Source organism: Streptomyces sp. NPDC055243 (genome assembly GCF_044544025.1).
GTDB lineage: Bacteria > Actinomycetota > Actinomycetes > Streptomycetales > Streptomycetaceae > Streptomyces.
The window spans coordinates 138,455-155,301 of record NZ_JBITWR010000018.1; the positions used below are offsets into that span (position 1 = coordinate 138,455).

The window sequence follows — 16,847 nt, forward strand, 5'->3', positions numbered from 1 at the left end:
GGATGTGAACAATGCTCTACTCTCCCGGGGATGCCCCACCGTGATCGGAAAGAGCCCCCGCCGCCCCCGAAAGCCCTGCGCCGCGTGCCCGTGCAGGAGCGCAGCGCCGAGCGTCTGACGCGCATCCTCGACGCCTGCGCGGTCCTCCTGGACGAGGTCGGCTACGAAGGCCTGAGCACCCGCGCGGTCGCCGTGCGCGCGGGCGTCCCCATCGGCTCGGTCTACCGCTTCTTCGGCAACAAGCGGGCCATGGCCGACGCCCTGGCCCACCGCAACCTCGACGCGTACGGAGAGCGCGTGGCGGCGCGCATGGCCGGAGTGGAGCGCGGCGACTGGCGCGGCGCCGTCGACGCGGCCTTCGACGAGTACCTCGCCATGAAGCGCACCGTCCCCGGCTTCGGCTTGGTCGACTTCGGCATCCCCTCGGCCCCCGACGCGATGCCCGACGCCAACTCGGACGTCGCCGAGCGGGTGGCGGGACTGCTCGCCGCCCACCTCGACCGGCCGCTGGACAAGAAGCTGCGCCGCACGGTGCTCGTCGGCGTCGAGGCGGTGGACGCGGTCCTCCAACTCGCCTTCCGCGCCCACCCGTCGGGCGATCCCGACCTGATCGACGAGACGCGGACCCTGCTGCACCGCTATTTCGCGGGCGCGCTGGACTGAGCGCGGGCGCGCTGGACGGAGTGCGGGCCGGCGGATTCGCGACCTGACCCCCGACGGGGCCTGACGCCGTGCATACCGGTCGGTATGGTGAGAGCGCACGTGCGCCGTAGCCGCCGCCCTGGAGGGTCCTCCATGCCCAGCACCGCCCTGCGTATCTGCTCCCTCTGCGAAGCCACCTGCGGGCTCACGCTCACCATCGAAGGGCCCCCTGACAGCGCCGAGGGCCCGCGCGTGACCGGTGCGCGAGGCGACCGGGACGATGTGTTCAGCAAAGGCTTCATCTGCCCCAAAGGCGCCTCCTTCGGAGAGGCCGACTCCGACCCCGACCGCCTCGAAGGCCCCCTCGTACGCAAGGACGGCGTACTCCAAGAGGCAAGCTGGGACGAGGCGTTCGACGCCGTCGCCGCAGGCCTGCGCCCCCTGATCGAGCGGCACGGGCCGCAGGCGGTCGGCGTGGTGCTCGGCAACCCGAACGTGCACTCCATGGCGGGCGGCCTCTACCCGCCCGTGCTCCTGAGCTCCATCGGCACCCGCAACATCTTCACCGCGAGCACCGTGGACCAGATGCCCAAGCACGTCTCCAGCGGGCTCCTCTTCGGCGACCCGCTCGCCATCCCCGTGCCCGACCTGGACCGCACCGACCATCTGCTCCTGCTCGGCGCCAACCCCCTGGACTCCAACGGAAGCCTGTGCACCGCCCCCGACTTCCCGGGCAGGCTGAAGGCACTGCGCGCCCGGGGCGGCACCCTCACCGTCGTCGACCCGCGCCGCACCCGCACCGCGAAGATCGCCGACCGGCACCTCGCGATCCGCCCCGGCGCGGACGCGCTGCTGCTCGCGGCCATGGTCCAGGTCCTCTTCGAGGAGAAGCTCACCGACCTCGGAGCACTCGAAGAGCAGGTGGAAGGCGTCGAGGACGTGCGCGCAGCCGTACGCCACTTCACCCCCGACGCCGTCTCCGACGCCTGCGACGTGCCCGCCGACACCATCCGCGCCCTGGCCCGCGACCTGGCTGCGGCACCCACCGCCGCCGTCTACGCCCGTGTCGGCGCGAGCACCGTCGCCCACGGCACGCTCACCAACTGGCTCGTCGACGTCCTGAACGTCCTGACCGGCAACCTCGACCGGCCCGGCGGCGCCCTGTTCCCGCTCTCCGCCACCGACCGCGAGCCCCGCCCGGCAGGCCCCGGCAAGGGCTTCGCGCTCGGCCGCTGGCACAGCCGCGTGAGCGGACACCCGGAGGCCAAGGGCGAACTGCCGATCGCCGCGCTCGCCGAGGAGATCGACACCCCCGGCGACGGCGCGATCCGCGCGGTCGTCGCCATCGCGGCCAACCCCGTCCTCTCCGCCCCCGACGGCGACCGCCTCGACAAGGCCCTCGCCTCACTCGACTTCATGGTCAGCGTCGACCCGTACCTGAACGAGACCTCCTGCCGCGCCCACGTGGTCCTGCCGCCGCCCCCGCCCTCCCAGAGCGCCCACTTCGACTTCGTCTTCAACGGATTCGCCGTACGCAACCAGGTCCGCTACACCCGCGCCGCACTGCCCCTGGCCGACGGCAGGATGGCGGAGACCGAGATCCTGGCCCGGCTCGTCCTGGCCGCGAGCGGTATGCACGGCGCCGACCCGGCGGCCGTCGACGCGATGGTCGTCCAGAAGACCCTCGGCAAGGCCGTCACCGAGCCGCACTCGGCCGCGTACCACCGCGACCCCAAGGAACTCGCCGCCCTCCTCACCGGAGACAGCGGCCCCGAGCGCCGGCTCGACCTGATGCTGCGCCTGGGCCCCTACGGCGACGGATTCGGCGTACGCGAGGACGGCCTGACCCTGGAGCGGCTCCTCGCCCACCCGCACGGCATCGACCTCGGGCCGCTGGAATCCCGCCTCCCGCAGATCCTCAGGACGCGCAGCGGACGGGTGGAACTCCTCCCGGTACCCATCGCGGACGACCTGCCCCGCCTCACCGGAGCGCTGCGTGCCACCCCGGACGAGCTCGTCCTCGTAGGACGGCGCCATCTGCGCTCCAACAACAGCTGGATGCACAACGTCCGCACCCTCGTCGGCGGCTCCAACCGCTGCACCCTGCACGTTCACCCCGAGGACGCGGCCCGCATCGGCCTGGAGAACGGCGGCCACGCGCGCGTGGAGGCCGCCGGCGGACAGCTCACCGTCCCCGTCGAGGTGACCGACGCCGTACGCCCCGGAGTGGTGAGCCTGCCGCACGGCTGGGGCCACGACCGCCCCGGCACGCGCCTCGCCGTCGCGGCCGAGGACCCCGGGGCCAATGTGAACCAGCTCCTGGACGGCACGCTCCTCGACCCGCTCTCCGGGACGTCCGTGCTCAACGGCTTCCCCGTGTCCGTCACGGCCCTCGCTGCGGCGGCGGCCCAGGCAGCCCCGGCGGCAACTCGTTGACCTGGAGTTTTGCGCTTATTGCTCACACGTCAACATCTTGTTAACGCTGGAGAACGGGTCCTAACGTCAACCGGACCGCCAGACCTGGTGGGAGTTCGATGGTGAACGTTAGGTAGCCCCCATGCTGACAATCCTCGGATTCGTCATGATCGCCACCTTCCTGGTGCTGATCATGATGAAGAAGATGTCGCCGATCGCGGCACTGGTGCTGATCCCCGCGCTCTTCTGCGTGTTCGTAGGAAAGGGAGCCCATCTCGGGGACTACGTCCTCGAAGGCGTCGGGAATCTGGCGCCCACGGCGGCGATGCTCATGTTCGCCATCGTCTACTTCGGCGTCATGATCGACGTCGGCCTCTTCGACCCGATCGTCCGGGGCATCCTGCGCTTCTGCAAGGCGGACCCGGTGCGCATCGTGGTGGGCACCGCGCTGCTCGCCGCGATCGTCTCCCTCGACGGCGACGGCTCGACGACCTTCATGATCACGGTCTCGGCGATGTATCCGCTCTACAAACGCCTCAAGATGAGCCTCGTCGTCATGACGGGCGTCGCGGCCACCGCCAACGGCGTCATGAACACCCTGCCCTGGGGCGGCCCGACGGCCCGCGCCGCGACCGCGCTCAAGGTCGACGCGGCCGACATCTTCGTCCCGATGATCCCGGCGCTTGCCATGGGCCTCGTGGCCGTCTTCCTGCTCTCCTACGCACTGGGCCTGCGGGAGCGCAAGCGCCTGGGCATGCTCTCCCTGGACGAGGTCCTGGAGAAGGAGACGGCGGGCGAGACGGTTCTGGTGGGTGCCGGTGGCGGCACCGCCGACGGGCGTACCTCGCTCACGAAGAAGACCACCGGGGCAGCGGGCTCCGGAACGGACGCCGACGCCGCTGCCGCCGGGGATGCCTCCGACGAGGCCGATGACGACGACGGCTTCCAGGGCCTCGACCCCAACCGCTCCACCCTGCGCCCCAAGCTCTACTGGTTCAACGCCGGTCTCACCGTCGTCCTGCTCACCGCCATGATCATGGAGTGGCTGCCGATCCCGGTCCTCTTCCTGCTCGGCGCCGCGCTCGCCCTGACGGTCAACTTCCCGCACATGCCCGACCAGAAGGCCCGCATCGGCGCCCACGCGGAGAACGTCCTCAACGTCACCGGCATGGTCTTCGCCGCCGCCGTCTTCACCGGCGTCCTCCAGGGCACCGGCATGGTCGACAGCATGGCCAAGTGGCTGGTCGACGCGATCCCGGAGGGCATGGGCCCGCAGATGGGCCTGGTCACCGGCCTGTTGTCCCTGCCGCTCACCTACTTCATGTCGAACGACGGCTTCTACTTCGGCGTCCTGCCGGTCCTCGCCGAGGCGGGCCAGGCGCACGGCGTCGGCACCCTGGAGATCGCCCGCGCCTCGATCGCCGGCCAGGCCCTGCACATGTCGAGCCCGCTGGTGCCCGCCGTGTACGTCCTCGTCGGCATGGCCAAGGTCGAGTTCGGCGACCACACCAAGTTCACCGTCAAATGGGCCGTCCTCACCTCGCTCGTGGTGCTCGGCTCCGGAATCCTCTTCGGCATCATCTGATGCCATCGACACCGGGCCGGGCCTGGTTGCTGCGCCTCGTCATCGCCTTCGCCTTCGCGCAGGGGGCGGTGTCGATGGCGCGTCCGGCCGTCTCCTACCGGGCCCTTTCGCTGGGCGCCGACGAGCGGGCGATCGGCGTCATAGCCGGTGTGTACGCCCTGCTCCCGCTCTTCGCGGCCGTGCCGCTCGGGCGCAGGACGGACCACGGCCGGTGCGCGCCGCTGCTTCCGATCGGCGTCGCCCTGATCGCGGGCGGCTGCGCGCTCAGCGGTACGGCGGGATCGCTCGGCGCGCTCGCCGCCTGGAGCGGTGTCATGGGGCTCGGCCACCTCTGCTTCGTGATCGGCGCCCAGTCGATCGTCGCGCGGCAGTCCGCCCCCGACGAACAGGACCGCAACTTCGGGCACTTCACGATCGGCGCCTCGCTCGGGCAGCTGATCGGGCCGGTCGCCGCGGGCGCCCTCATCGGCGGGGACATGGGCCGCACCAGCGCCCTCGCGCTGCTCGTCTCCGCGGGGGTCGCGGCCGTCTCGCTCACCTCGCTCTGGCGCATCGAGCACGTGCGGCCCGCCGGTACGTCGCCGAAGCGCGGGGACAAGGTCCCGGTGCTCGGCATCCTGCGCACCCGGGGTGTTCCCGCCGGCATCTTCATCAGCCTCGCGGTGCTCTCCGCGACGGACATCCTCACGGCCTACCTGCCGGTGGTCGGTGAGCACCGGGGCATCGCGCCCGCCACGGTCGGGGTGCTGCTCTCACTGCGGGCCGCCGCGACGATCGCCTGCCGGCTGGTGATGACGCCGCTGATCAACCTGCTCGGCCGTACGGTGCTGATCGTCGTCACGTGTCTGCTGGCCGCTGTGCTGTGTGCCGGGGTGGCGCTGCCGGTGCCTGTGTGGGGGCTGGGGGTGATGCTGGTGCTGCTGGGATTCTGTCTCGGGGTCGGGCAGCCGCTGTCCATGACGACGGTGGTGCAGGCCGCGCCGGACGGGGCCCGGTCCACCGCGCTCGCGCTGCGGCTCACGGGGAATCGGCTGGGGCAGGTGGCTGCGCCTGCCGGGGCCGGGTTGATCGCCGGGGTGGCGGGGGTGGCTGCCCCGTTCGTGATGCTCGGTGGGCTGCTTCTGGTGGCGGCCGGGTTGGGGCTGCGGCGGGGCCCTGCGAAGCCTGCTTCCGTTCCGCCCCCTCCCGAGGCTGATGGTTCCGCCCCCAGACCCCCGCTCCTCAAACGCCGAAGGGGCTGAATCTTCTCCCCGGCCCCGGCTGCGAATCTCGGACCGGGGTCGAACGGATTCAGCCCGTCCGGCGCTTGAGGGCGAGCTCGGCGGAGCCGGTGATCGACGGTCACCGCTCCGCGGGGCCCCTCACTTCACCCGCATCTCACACCGCATGCGCCGCTCATGGCCCACGATCCGCTCAGGACCCGTCAGGGTCAGCGGCACCCGGTGGTGGACGGTAGTGCTGGACGCGGCGACGCGGATTTCCAGGGCTCCCGGTTCGACGGTCCGGTCACCGTCAGGGCCGGTGTACGACGCCAGGTCGGCGTGGAACGTGGCGTGGACCTCCGCGGACCCGCCGGGGAGCAGCGGCACACGCGCGTAGCCGACCAGGCGGACCACCGGGCGTGCCACCCGGCCCACGGGGTCGTGGAGGTAGAGCTGGACGACCTCGGCCCCGGGGCGATCGCCCGTGTTGGTGACCGTGACGCGCAGGGTCGTCTCGCCGTCCGTGGGCAGCTCCTCGGGGACAGGGGACACCTCCCACGCGAACGTCGTGTACGAGAGGCCGTGCCCGAACGGGAACAACGGCGTCGGATCGAGGCTGCTCGCCTCGCCCCGGTGGCCGAGCGGGGGCGCCAGATATGTCCAGGGCTGGCCCGTCGGCTCCCGGGGCACCCCGACCGGCAACCGCCCGGAGGGATTGACCCGCCCCGACAGGACGCCCGCCACCGCACCGCCGCCCTCCTCGCCGGGGAAGAACGCCTGCACCACCCCGGCAAGGCGGTCCGCCCAGCGGCCGAGCGCGTAGGGGCGGCCGGTGAGCAGGGCCAGGATCGTGGGAGTGCCGGAGGCGAGGGCCCTGTCGATCAACTCGCCTTGCCCGTCCGGCAGTTCGAGGTCCGGCGCGTCGCAGCCCTCGCCCGACGTGCCCCGCCCGAAGAGCCCGGACCGGTCTCCGGCCACGACCAGGCAGACCTCCGCTTCCGCCGGGTCCGCCACGAACATCGCCTCGGGGAACTCCGTACGCAGCGCGTCGAGCAGCGTCGGCACGGCGACGCCCATCGGCAACCCCGGGTGCTCGACGCCCACATGGCGCGGAAAGGTGTAGCAGCCGAGCATCGCCGCCGGGTCGTCGGCGAGCGGGCCCAGCACGGCGATCCGTACGTCGCGGGCGAGGGGGAGCGCCCCGGCCGCGTTGGCGAGCAGGACCACCGACTCCTCGGCCAACTCGCGGGCGATGAGCCGCATATGGGGCGCATCGAGGTCCACGTCCGCAGGCGGTGCGGGTGGCGCCGCCGTCCAGTCCGGGTCAAGCAGGCCGAGCTCGCACTTCTGGGTCAGGACGCGCAGGGCCGCCCGGTCCACCGTCTCCCGGGGCGGAGCCCCCGCCCCGAAGCACCGCACCGCAGGGAGCTCGACGTCCACGCCCGCCGCCAGGGCCAGCGCGGCCGCCCCCGCCCTGGAGTCCGTGACCCCGTGGGCCGACTCCAGGAAGGACACCCCGAAGTAGTCCGAGACGACCGTCCCGGTGAACCCCCATTCCTCGCGCAGGAGTTGGCCGAGCAGCGCCTGGTGCGCGTGGGCCGGGAGGCCGTCCAGGTCGTTGTACGCGGGCATCACCGAGCGGGCGCCCCCGTCCCGTACCGCCATCTCGAAGGGCGGCAGGACGACGTCCGCCAGCTCGCGCGGGCCGATGGACACGGGGGCGTGGTTGCGGGCCCCGCGCGAGGCCGCGTAGCCCGCGAAGTGCTTGAGCGTGGCGACGATCCCCGCCGACTGCAGGCCCTGGACGTACGCCGTGCCGATGGTCGCCACCAGGTAGGGGTCCTCGCCGATCGACTCCTCCGTGCGGCCCCAGCGCGGGTCGCGCACGACGTCCAGGACCGGCGCGAGGCCCTGGTGGATGCCGACCGCGCGCATCGACGCACCGATGGACTCGGCCATCCTGCCCACCAGTTCGGGGTCGAAGGACGCGCCCCAGGCGAGCGGTGTGGGGAAGACGGCCGCCTGCCAGGCGGTGAATCCGGTGAGGCACTCCTCGTGGGCGACGGCGGGCAGGGCGAAGCGGTTCGCGGCGCGGACGCGCTCCTGGAAGGCGGCGAGCCGGGCCGCGCCTTCGGCCGGTTCCACCGGGGCCGTGCCGAAGGGGCGCGTCATCTGGCCGAGGCCGTGGGGGAGCAGCTCATCCAGGTCGACGTGTTGCGCCACCTCGTGCTGGAGCGGCGCCACGTCGCCGGTCTCCTGGGCGTCCGAGCCGGGCCAGACGCTGGAGAGCTGGGCCAGCTTCTCCTTCGCGGTCATCCGGGCGAGCAGGTCCGCGGCCCGCTCGGCAGCGGGCAGCGTGGTGTCCTGCCAGGGGTGGACCATGGAACTCCTCAAGTCAGCGGCCGCCCGCGCCCATCAGACCGTCGACCAGCTGACGGCGGGCGAAGAGGTACACGGCGAAGATGGGCACGATGGACAGGACCACCGCGGCGAGCAGGGCGGGGACGTCGACGCGGAACTCGCCGACGTAGTCGTAGAGGCCGAGGGTGAGCACCCAGGACTCGGGGGACTGGGTGAGGATCAACGGGAAGAGGAAGCCGTTCCACGCCTGCAGGGCGGTGTACACGGCGGCCGTGGAGATGCCGCCGCGCGACATCGGCACGACCAGGCGGAGCAGGATGCGGGCCGGGCCCGCGCCGTCCAGCGCCATCGACTCGTACAGCTCCTCGTCGATGTCCCGCATCGCACCGGTGAGGATCAGCACGCTCACCGGCAGCGCGAACGCGGCCGTCGGCAGGATCACCGCGAGCAGCGAGTCGTACAACCGCAACTTCGTGATCAGCAGGAAGACCGGGATGATCACCGCCTGGGCGGGGATCGCGAGGCCGAGCAGGAACATCTGGAAGAGGCGCCGGGCGCCCCGGCCGCGCGCACGCACCACCGCGTAGCCGACGCACACCCCGAGCACCAGGACGATGGCGACACAGGCGACCGTCACCACCGCGGTGTTGAGGAGGTAGGTGAAGAAGCTGCTGTCCAGGACGCGGCGGTAGTTGTCGAGGGTGGGGTCGGCGGGGACGGAGAGCGGGCCGCGGTCGAAGTAGGCGTCGCGCGACTGGAGGGTCGTGGCGAGCAGGACGTACAGCGGCAGCGCGATGATCACCAGCCAGAGGAGCGCGGCGGCTCCGGCGGGGAGGTTGGGGCGCTCGCGCCGACGGCGGGTCCCGCGAGGCGGCCGCGCGGGGCCGCGGGTGTCGGGCCGCCGCTCCAGGGTGCTGGTCACAGGCCCTCCCGGGTCGAGCGCATCGCCGCGAAGCCGGTGAGGCGGACGAGCAGCAGCGAGACGCCCGTCGCGACCACGACCAGCGCCGTGGCGATCGCGCTCGCGTAGCCCATGTCGCGGGAGACGAAGCCCGTCTCGTACATCCAGTACGGGACGATCGTGGTGTCCGTGCCGGGGCCGCCCTCGGTGAGGATCAGGACGGTGTCGAAGAAGGTCAGGGCGCCGACCACCATCAGGACGGACGAGGTGACGATCGTGTTGCGCAGCTGCGGCAGCGTGATGTGGAAGAACTGCCGCACCGTGCCCGCCCCGTCGATCGACGCCGCGTCGTAGAGCGAGCGCGGGATCTGCCGGGCGCCGCCCTGGTAGAGCAGCGTGTGGAACGGGATGAACTGCCAGGCCGCCACGAACAGCACAGCCCCGAAGGCGCCGCGCGGCGAACCGAGCACGTCGCCGTCCGCGAAGCCGATCCACGGGCCGATGTCCGCGATCAGACCGAAGTTGGGGTCGAGGAGTGTCTTCCAGAGCAGCGCGAGTGCGACGGAGGAGGCGAGCAAAGGCAGGAAGAAGACGGCGCTGAGCACCGCGCGATTCTTCTGCCGGCCGGCCGCCCAGACGCCGAGCAGCAGCGCGATCGGCGTCTGGACGAGCCAGGTCAGCGCGGTGAGCAGCAGGCTCAGGACCACCGCGTCGCGCATCGTGGAGTCCTGCCACAGGCGGCGCCAGTTGCCGGTGCCGCTGAAGGACGGGAGGCCGCCGAGCCCGTCCCACTCGGTGAAGGAGAGATAGCCGACGAGGAGGAGCGGGCCGATCGCGAAGCAGAGGAAGAACAGGGCGCCGGGCGCTGCCCACAGGAGCCCGGGGCGGCCCGCACGGCCCGCATGGCCTGCCCGGCCCGCATGGCCCGCCCGGCTTCGAACGGGGGCCGGGGTCACTTCACTTCCCGCATCGCGTCGGCGAAGCCCTTCGGGCTCAGGTCGCCGTTGAAGAGCTTCTGGAGGTTGTTGGTGAGCGGTGCGGTGAACCTGGCGGGCAGGGCCTGGTCCCAGGAGAGCGTGAAGGACGGGGCCTGGCTCACCATGTCGTACTGGTACGTGGCGTACTCGGGGTTCTCGTGCGCGGCGAGCTGCTTCTTCGCGTCCGAGGTCGCGGGGACGTCTCCGTTGGCGACGAGGTCCTTGGCGTAGCTCTGCCGCGAGGCGAACTTGAGGAACTCCACCGCCGCGTCGCGCCGTTCGCCCTTCTTGACCCGGGTGGCGTTGACGGACCAGTAGTTGGTGGGGTTGCCGACGACGTCCTTGGGGTCGCCCTTGCCGCCGGGCACCGCCGGGAACGAGGTCCAGCCGAGGCCCGACTTGGCGAACTCCTTCTGGTTGGCCTGCTGGTTGGCGTACTCCCAGCTGCCCATCAGGTGCATGGCGGCCTTGCCGCGCGCGAACAGGGTGGAGGCGCCGTCCGCCGTGTAGTTGACGGACTTGTAGTTCTTGCCGAAGGCCCCGCGGTCGACCAGATCGCGGATCGTCTCGCCCGCCTTGATCATGGCGGGGTCGTTCCAGGCCGACTTGTCGCCGTCCATGATCTTCTGGAAGACCCCGGGGCCGCCGAACCGGTCGAGGAGGTACTCCAGCCACATCAGCTCGGTCCACGGATCGGCGCCCGCGAGCGCGAACGGCGTGACGTCCTTCTCCTTGAAGGTGTCGATCAGGTCGAGCATGTCGTCCCAGGAGCCGGGGGGCTGGGCGCCCGCCTCACGGAAGACCTTCTTGTTGTAGAAGAGGATCACCGGCTGCATGCCGCGCATCGGAACGCCGTAGTACGTCCCCTCGATGCGGCCCGCGTCCAGGATCGAGGGGATGAATGCCTTCTTCAGCGCGGGGTCCTTCTTCAGGTACGGACCGAGGTCGACCAGCATGTCCTTGGCCGCGAAGTCGCTGATGGAGCCGCCGCCCCAGTTGAAGAAGATGTCCGGGGCGTTGGCGGTGCCCATGGAGGTGCGCATCTTGTCCTGGTAGCCCTCGCCGGGGATCTCGACGAGCTTCACCTTGACGTCCGAGGTCTTGTTGAAGCGGTCGACGACCTTGCGCTGTACGGCGGCCGACGGGTCGCCGTAGACCCAGGCCTCGAGCGCGGCGCCACCACCGCCCGCACTGTCCTGCGGTCCGCCGCTGCCACAGGCGGAGAGGCCGGTGGCGGCGAGCGTCAGGGCCGCGGTGGCCAGGGCCGTTCGTATGCGTGGGCGCGGTCGGCGCGGTCCGCGCAGGGGAGGAGTAGGCATCGCAGCGCACCTTCCGGAAGGGTTCCGAAAATTATCGGTCGATGCGCACGGAAGTTACGGCCACCGTTCGGACGTGTCAACGCTCCTGACAGGAAAGGGAGTTCGAAGGAACTACGGACCGGGCTTCAGGCGCGCGGCGCTGTGCTCGCCCGCACCACCAGCTCCGTGGCCAGTTCGATGCGGGGCGACGCGGGCTCCTCGCCGAGCGCGAGCCGCAGCACCGTACGGGCCGCCAGCTTCCCCATGTCGGACAGGGGCTGGCGCACGGTCGTCAGCGGCGGCGCCGACCAGCTGACCTCCGGCAGATCGTCGAAGCCCACCACGCTGAGATCCTCGGGCACGCGCAGGCCGCGCCGCCGCAGGGCCTCGACCGCGCCGAGCGCCATCTGGTCGCTGGCGGCGAAGAGCGCGGTGGGCGGCTCGGCGAGGCCGAGCAGTTCGCCCGCTCCGGCGAACCCGGACGCGTGGTAGAAGTCGCCCGGCACGATCAGCTCGTCGTCGACGGGCACGCCCGCGCTCTCCAGCGCCGCCCGGTAGCCGTCCAGCCTGGCCCGGGAGCACAGGAGCCGCGGCGGACCCGCGATGAAGCCGATCCTGCGGTGGCCCAGGGAGAGCAGATGCTCCGTCGCGGCCATTCCGCCCGCCCAGTTGGTGGCGCCCACGGTCGGTGCGTCCAGGGCCGGTGAACCCGCCGGGTCGATCACGACGAGCGGCACGCCGAGCCGCCGCAGCTCGTCGTGGAGCACCGGCTCCAGGACGGAGGTCACCAGGATCACGCCGTCCGAGGCGCGGGCCCGCAGGTTCTTCATCCACTGCCGGGCCGAACCCGAGGCGCCGTGGATCGCGGAGACGACCGTGCCCGCGCCGGCCGCGTGCGCCACCTCCTCCACACCACGGATGATCTCCACGGCCCAGGGGCTGTCGAGGTCGTTGAAGACCAGGTCGACGAGGGCGGCACGGCTGCCGGGCGCGTTCGCGCGCCGCTCGTAGCCGTGCTCCCGCAGCAGGTCCTCGATGCGCGCGCGGGTCTCCTCCGAGACGTCGGACCGGCCGTTGACCACCCGCGAGACCGTCGGCACCGAGACGCCGGCCTGCCGGGCTATCTCCGTGATGGTCACCTTGCTCCTGGACCGGCTCACTTCCCCACCTCCATTGACGAGTCCCCGTCGCGCCCTTACCGTTCCGGACGCACTCTCGAAACTTTGCAGAAGTCTTCCGGAACACCGGAGTTGACGTGAAGCCTAGAGGAGTGGGACATCCATGAAGCTACAGAATCTACGCGGAGCCGCGTGCGGCCTGCCGGTGGCCGCGGTGCGAGGGTCCGGCTGAAGGCAGACGTTCCCCGGAGGCGCCGGCTGCCTCCGGGGAACGGGGTGCTGAGAAGTGCTACGCGGCTGCTACTGGACGATCTTCAGCAGCTTGTTCGGCGAACCGCTGCCCGGGCTCGTGACCTTGCCCGAGGTGGCTCCGTTCACCAGCGCCGAGGAGACCTGGGCGGGCGTGGCCGAGGTGTGGCCCGCCAGGTAGACGGCCGCGGCACCCGCGACGTGCGGAGTGGCCATCGACGTACCGGAGATGGTGTTCGTGGCCGTGTCGCCGGTGTTCCAGCCGGCCTTGATGGAGACGCCCGGCGCGAAGATGTCCAGGACCGAGCCGTAGTTGGACCAGCTGGCCTTGGCGTCCGTGTTGCTGGTGGCGCCGACCGTGATGGCCGCGGGGACCCGCGCCGGGGACGACGAGGAGGCGTTGACGCCCTCGTTGCCCGCGGCGACCGCGTAGCTGACGCCGTCGGCGATGGAGTTCTTCACCGCGTTGTCCAGCGAGGTGGAGGCCCCGCCGCCGAGCGACATGTTGGCCACGGCGGGCGCGCCCGCCGCGTGGTTGGACGTCACCCAGTCGATGCCCGCGATGACACCGGCGGTCGTGCCGGAGCCGTTGTTGTCGAGCACGCGGACGGCCACGATCTTGGCCTTCTTGGCGACGCCGTACGTCTTTCCCGCGATGGTGGTCGCGACATGCGTGCCGTGGCCGTTGCCGTCCTGGGCGGTGTTGTCGCCGTCCACGGCGTCGTAGCCGTTCACCGCGCGCCCGCTGATCTCGGAGTGCGTGATGCGCACGCCGGTGTCGATCACGTACGCGGTGACGCCCGAGCCCGCGGTGTCCGGGTAGGTGTAGGTGCCGGACAGCGGCAGGCTCGTCTGGTCGATGCGGTCCAGGCCCCAGGGGGCGTTGCTCTGGGTCGCGTCCGCCTGGACCCGCCGGTTCTGCTCGACCGTGGCGACGGCGGGGTCGGCGGCGAGCGCTCTCGCCTCCGCCGCGCTGAGGTCGACGGTGTAGCCGTCGAGTGCGGACTTGAAGGTCTTCTTCACCGACCCGCCGTACTCGGATATCAGGCCCTTGCCCTGGGTCGAGGCGGCGCTGAAGCCCGAGGTCTTCTTCAGTGTGACGATGTAGCTGCCCTTGACGGCGTCGGCCGAGCCGGCCCCGATCACGGTGCCTTCGGTGGGGGCGGCCTGGGCCGGAAGGGCGGTGACCGCACCGAGCAGAGTGGCGGCGGTCGCGGTCGAGATCGCCGCGGCGATCACAGTCTTCTTGCTGCGCAGCATTGCCATTACGAGGGAGTCCTCCTCATAGGCGGCGCGCGCCCTGGGTCGGGCGGCGCAACTGTGGGGGCGTGTGCGTGATCGCACACACAGCCGGGAGCGGTGCGTTCCGCTCTCGGCGCGAACAGCAGACTGGCGGCTCTACGGGCGTAGATCAAGGGAGTTGGAGTCTTGACATGTGTCTGTCACATCGCCGCAATCGAATTCGACGGACCGTATGGGGGGTAGGTGTCCGGCCGGGGTGTATGTCCCCGGCCCCGGCGCCCCTGGTGCCGAAAAACTATCAGCGCTAGTTTGGGGTGCGGACGACTACCTGAGGAGTGCGATGAAGGCCCACGACGGCATGTACATCGGCGGTGCCTGGCGGCCCGCCGTCGGCACGGACACGATCACGGTCCTGAACCCGGCCGACGAGCAGCCGATCGGCCAGGTCCCCGCCGGTACGGCACAGGACATCGACGCGGCGGTACGCGCCGCCCGCGAGGCCTTCCCCTCCTGGGCCGCCACCCCGCCCGCCGAGCGCGGCGCGCTCATCGGCGCCCTGCGCGACCAGCTGGTCGCGCGCAAGGACGAGATCGCCGAGACGGTGACGGCGGAGCTCGGCTCCCCGCTCCCGTTCTCGCAGATGGTGCACGCGGGCGTGCCGATCCTGGTCTCCGGTTCGTATGCCGATCTCGCCGCGACGTACGCCTTCGAGGAGAAGATCGGCAACTCCACGGTCTACCTGGAGCCGGTCGGCGTGGTCGGCGCGATCACGCCGTGGAACTACCCCCTCCACCAGATCGTCAACAAGGTGGCCCCCGCGCTCGCCGCCGGCTGCACGGTGGTCCTGAAGCCCGCCGAGGACACCCCGCTCACCGCCCAGCTCTTCGCCGAGGCCGCGCACGAGGCGGGCATCCCCGCCGGTGTCTTCAACCTGGTCACCGGCCTCGGTCCGGTCGCCGGTCAGGCGCTCGCCGAGCACGAGGACGTCGACCTGGTCTCCTTCACCGGCTCGACGGCGGTCGGCAAGCAGATCGGCGCGACCGCGGGCGCCGCGGTCAAGCGCGTCGCCCTGGAGCTCGGCGGCAAGTCCGCCAACGTCATCCTGCCCAGCGCCGACCTGACCAAGGCGGTCAAGGCGGGCGTCGCCAACGTCATGTCCAACTCCGGTCAGACGTGCAGCGCGTGGACCCGGATGCTGGTGGACTCCGCGCGGTACGACGAGGCGGTCTCCCTCGCCGCCGACGCCGCGGCCAAGTACGGCGCCCGCATCGGCCCCGTCGTGAACGCCAAGCAGCAGGCGCGCGTGCGCGGTTACATCGACAAGGGGGTCGAGGAGGGCGCCCGCGTGGTGGCCGGCGGCTCCGAAGCACCGCGCGAGCAGGGCTACTTCGTCCAGCCGACGGTCTTCGCCGACGTCACCCCCGAGATGACGATCGCCCAGGAGGAGATCTTCGGCCCGGTCGTCTCGATCATCAGGTACGAGGACGAGGACGAGGCCCTGCGGATCGCCAACGGCACCGTGTACGGGCTCGCGGGCGCGGTCTGGGCGGCCGACGACGCGGAGGCGATCGCCTTCGCCCGCCGCATGGACACCGGACAGGTCGACATCAACGGCGGCAGCTTCAACCCCCTCGCTCCGTTCGGGGGTTACAAGCAGTCGGGAGTGGGCCGGGAGCTGGGCCCGCACGGCCTCGCCGAGTATCTCCAGACGAAGTCCCTCCAGTTCTGAACCCCGTTCCGCGCCTTCACAAGGAGTACGTCACCGTGGTCCGCGCCGCTGTTCTGCCCGCCGTCGGCTCTCCCCTGGAGATCACCGAGATCGACCTGCCCGAGCCGGGCCCCGGCCAGGTGCGGGTGCGTCTCGCCGCCGCCGGGGTCTGCCACTCCGACCTGTCCCTGACCAACGGCACGATGCGGGTGCCCGTACCGGCCGTGCTCGGGCACGAGGGCGCGGGGACGGTGGTGTCCGTGGGCGACGGCGTCACGCATGTCGCACCGGGCGACGGGGTGGTCCTCAACTGGGCTCCCTCCTGCGGCACTTGTCACCCCTGCTCGCTCGGCGAGGTGTGGCTGTGCGTGAACGCGCTGGCCGGTGCGGCCGACGTGTACGCCCGCCGCGCCTCGGACGGCGCGGACCTCCACCCCGGCCTGAACGTCGCCGCGTTCGCCGAGGAGACGGTGGTCGCGGCCAACTGCGTGCTGCCCGCGCCCGACGGCGTCCCGCTGACGGACGCGGCGCTCCTCGGCTGCGCCGTGCTCACCGGGTACGGCGCCGTGCACCACTCGGCGAAGGTCCGGGAGGGCGAGACGGTGGCGGTCTTCGGGGTCGGGGGAGTGGGCCTCGCGACCCTCCAGGCGGCACGGATCGCGGGCGCCTCGAAGATCATCGCGGTCGATGTGACCCCGGAGAAGGAGGAGTTGGCGCGGTCCGCCGGGGCCACGGAGTACGTGGTCGCCTCCGAGAGGACGGCGAAGGACATCCGCGGGCTGACCGGCGGGCAGGGCGTGGACGTGGCGGTGGAGTGCGTGGGGCGTGCGGTGACGATCCGTACGGCCTGGGAGTCCACGCGGCGCGGCGGCCGGGCGACGGTGGTCGGCATCGGCGGCAAGGACCAGCAGGTCACCTTCAACGCCCTGGAGATCTTCCACTGGGGGCGGACGTTGTCCGGGTGCGTGTACGGGAACTCGGACCCGGCGGTGGACCTGCCGGTCCTCGCCGATCACATCCGGGCGGGGCGGTTCGACCTGAGTGGCCTGGTGACGGACCGGATCGCCCTGGACGGGATTCCGGCGGCCTTCGAGAACATGGTCGCGGGCAAGGGGGGCCGGGCGCTGGTGGTGTTCTAGTCCCCGACAC

Annotated in this window: 12 protein-coding genes; 6 read left to right on the forward strand and 6 right to left on the reverse strand. The window is 71.6% G+C overall.

The genetic code is table 11. The features are described 5' to 3' along the window. Positions 1 to 30: 30 nt before the first annotated feature. From ACIGXX_RS36990 to ACIGXX_RS37005, 4 genes are all read left to right on the forward strand, one after another. Complete coding sequence (locus tag ACIGXX_RS36990; protein ID WP_351165121.1) at positions 31 to 663, forward strand: TetR/AcrR family transcriptional regulator; 633 nt, start codon at positions 31 to 33, stop codon at positions 661 to 663. Between the two features lie 132 nt (positions 664 to 795). Beyond that, a complete protein-coding gene (locus ACIGXX_RS36995; protein WP_399982490.1) occupies positions 796 to 3,078 on the forward strand; it encodes a molybdopterin-dependent oxidoreductase in 2,283 nt (760 codons plus the stop codon). Positions 3,079 to 3,199: 121 nt separating this feature from the next. Continuing rightward, the gene (locus tag ACIGXX_RS37000; RefSeq protein WP_351165119.1) at positions 3,200 to 4,642 is read left to right on the forward strand and encodes a citrate:proton symporter; all 1,443 of its coding nucleotides are present in this window, start codon (positions 3,200 to 3,202) and stop codon (positions 4,640 to 4,642) included. Next, complete coding sequence (locus ACIGXX_RS37005; RefSeq protein ID WP_351165118.1) at positions 4,642 to 5,883, forward strand: MFS transporter; 1,242 nt, start codon at positions 4,642 to 4,644, stop codon at positions 5,881 to 5,883. Before ACIGXX_RS37000 ends, ACIGXX_RS37005 begins: the two co-directional genes overlap by 1 nt. A 120-nt stretch (positions 5,884 to 6,003) precedes the next feature. On the opposite strand, the gene ACIGXX_RS37010 is transcribed toward ACIGXX_RS37005, so the two are convergent. The 6 genes from ACIGXX_RS37010 to ACIGXX_RS37035 all read right to left on the reverse strand — a co-directional run bounded on the left by ACIGXX_RS37010 (position 6,004) and on the right by ACIGXX_RS37035 (position 14,014). Beyond that, the gene (locus ACIGXX_RS37010; RefSeq protein WP_399982495.1) at positions 6,004 to 8,226 is read right to left on the reverse strand and encodes a glycoside hydrolase family 3 N-terminal domain-containing protein; all 2,223 of its coding nucleotides are present in this window, start codon (positions 8,224 to 8,226) and stop codon (positions 6,004 to 6,006) included. A gap of 13 nt (positions 8,227 to 8,239) precedes the next feature. Beyond that, a complete protein-coding gene (locus ACIGXX_RS37015) occupies positions 8,240 to 9,127 on the reverse strand; it encodes a carbohydrate ABC transporter permease (RefSeq protein WP_399982498.1) in 888 nt (295 codons plus the stop codon). After that, positions 9,124 to 10,062: a sugar ABC transporter permease gene (locus ACIGXX_RS37020; protein ID WP_366462612.1), complete on the reverse strand. Its 939-nt coding sequence runs from the start codon at positions 10,060 to 10,062 to the stop codon at positions 9,124 to 9,126. Before ACIGXX_RS37020 ends, ACIGXX_RS37015 begins: the two co-directional genes overlap by 4 nt. Then, complete coding sequence (locus ACIGXX_RS37025; protein WP_351165113.1) at positions 10,059 to 11,402, reverse strand: extracellular solute-binding protein; 1,344 nt, start codon at positions 11,400 to 11,402, stop codon at positions 10,059 to 10,061. The genes ACIGXX_RS37020 and ACIGXX_RS37025 overlap by 4 nt, the downstream gene beginning before the upstream one ends. Positions 11,403 to 11,527: 125 nt before the next feature. Beyond that, positions 11,528 to 12,541, reverse strand: a complete 1,014-nt coding sequence (locus ACIGXX_RS37030; RefSeq protein WP_351165112.1) for a LacI family DNA-binding transcriptional regulator — start codon at positions 12,539 to 12,541, stop codon at positions 11,528 to 11,530. A gap of 258 nt (positions 12,542 to 12,799) precedes the next feature. Next, entirely contained in the window at positions 12,800 to 14,014 is a 1,215-nt protein-coding gene (locus tag ACIGXX_RS37035) for a S8 family peptidase (protein ID WP_351165111.1), read from the reverse strand. Between the two features lie 316 nt (positions 14,015 to 14,330). On the opposite strand from ACIGXX_RS37035, the gene ACIGXX_RS37040 reads away from it, so the two are divergent. Together ACIGXX_RS37040 and ACIGXX_RS37045 are read left to right on the forward strand one after the other, a co-directional pair. Next, the gene (locus ACIGXX_RS37040) at positions 14,331 to 15,719 is read left to right on the forward strand and encodes an aldehyde dehydrogenase family protein (RefSeq protein WP_351165110.1); all 1,389 of its coding nucleotides are present in this window, start codon (positions 14,331 to 14,333) and stop codon (positions 15,717 to 15,719) included. A gap of 35 nt (positions 15,720 to 15,754) precedes the next feature. Continuing rightward, on the forward strand, positions 15,755 to 16,837 hold the full coding sequence (locus ACIGXX_RS37045) for a Zn-dependent alcohol dehydrogenase (RefSeq protein ID WP_399982505.1): 1,083 nt from the start codon (positions 15,755 to 15,757) through the stop codon (positions 16,835 to 16,837). The last annotated feature ends 10 nt before the right edge of the window (positions 16,838 to 16,847 follow it).

Bases quoted from the DNA above. Each gene is read 5' to 3' on its own strand.
- ACIGXX_RS36990 (WP_351165121.1), top strand. From the start codon at position 31: ATGCCCCACCGTGATCGGAAAGAGCCCCCGCCGCCCCCGAAAGCCCTG.
- ACIGXX_RS37040 (WP_351165110.1), top strand. From the start codon at position 14,331: ATGAAGGCCCACGACGGCATGTACATCGGCGGTGCCTGGCGGCCCGCC.
- ACIGXX_RS37025 (WP_351165113.1), bottom strand. From the start codon at position 11,402: ATGCCTACTCCTCCCCTGCGCGGACCGCGCCGACCGCGCCCACGCATA.
- ACIGXX_RS36995 (WP_399982490.1), top strand. From the start codon at position 796: ATGCCCAGCACCGCCCTGCGTATCTGCTCCCTCTGCGAAGCCACCTGC.
- ACIGXX_RS37000 (WP_351165119.1), top strand. From the start codon at position 3,200: ATGCTGACAATCCTCGGATTCGTCATGATCGCCACCTTCCTGGTGCTG.
- ACIGXX_RS37005 (WP_351165118.1), top strand. From the start codon at position 4,642: ATGCCATCGACACCGGGCCGGGCCTGGTTGCTGCGCCTCGTCATCGCC.
- ACIGXX_RS37035 (WP_351165111.1), bottom strand. From the start codon at position 14,014: ATGGCAATGCTGCGCAGCAAGAAGACTGTGATCGCCGCGGCGATCTCG.
- ACIGXX_RS37010 (WP_399982495.1), bottom strand. From the start codon at position 8,226: ATGGTCCACCCCTGGCAGGACACCACGCTGCCCGCTGCCGAGCGGGCC.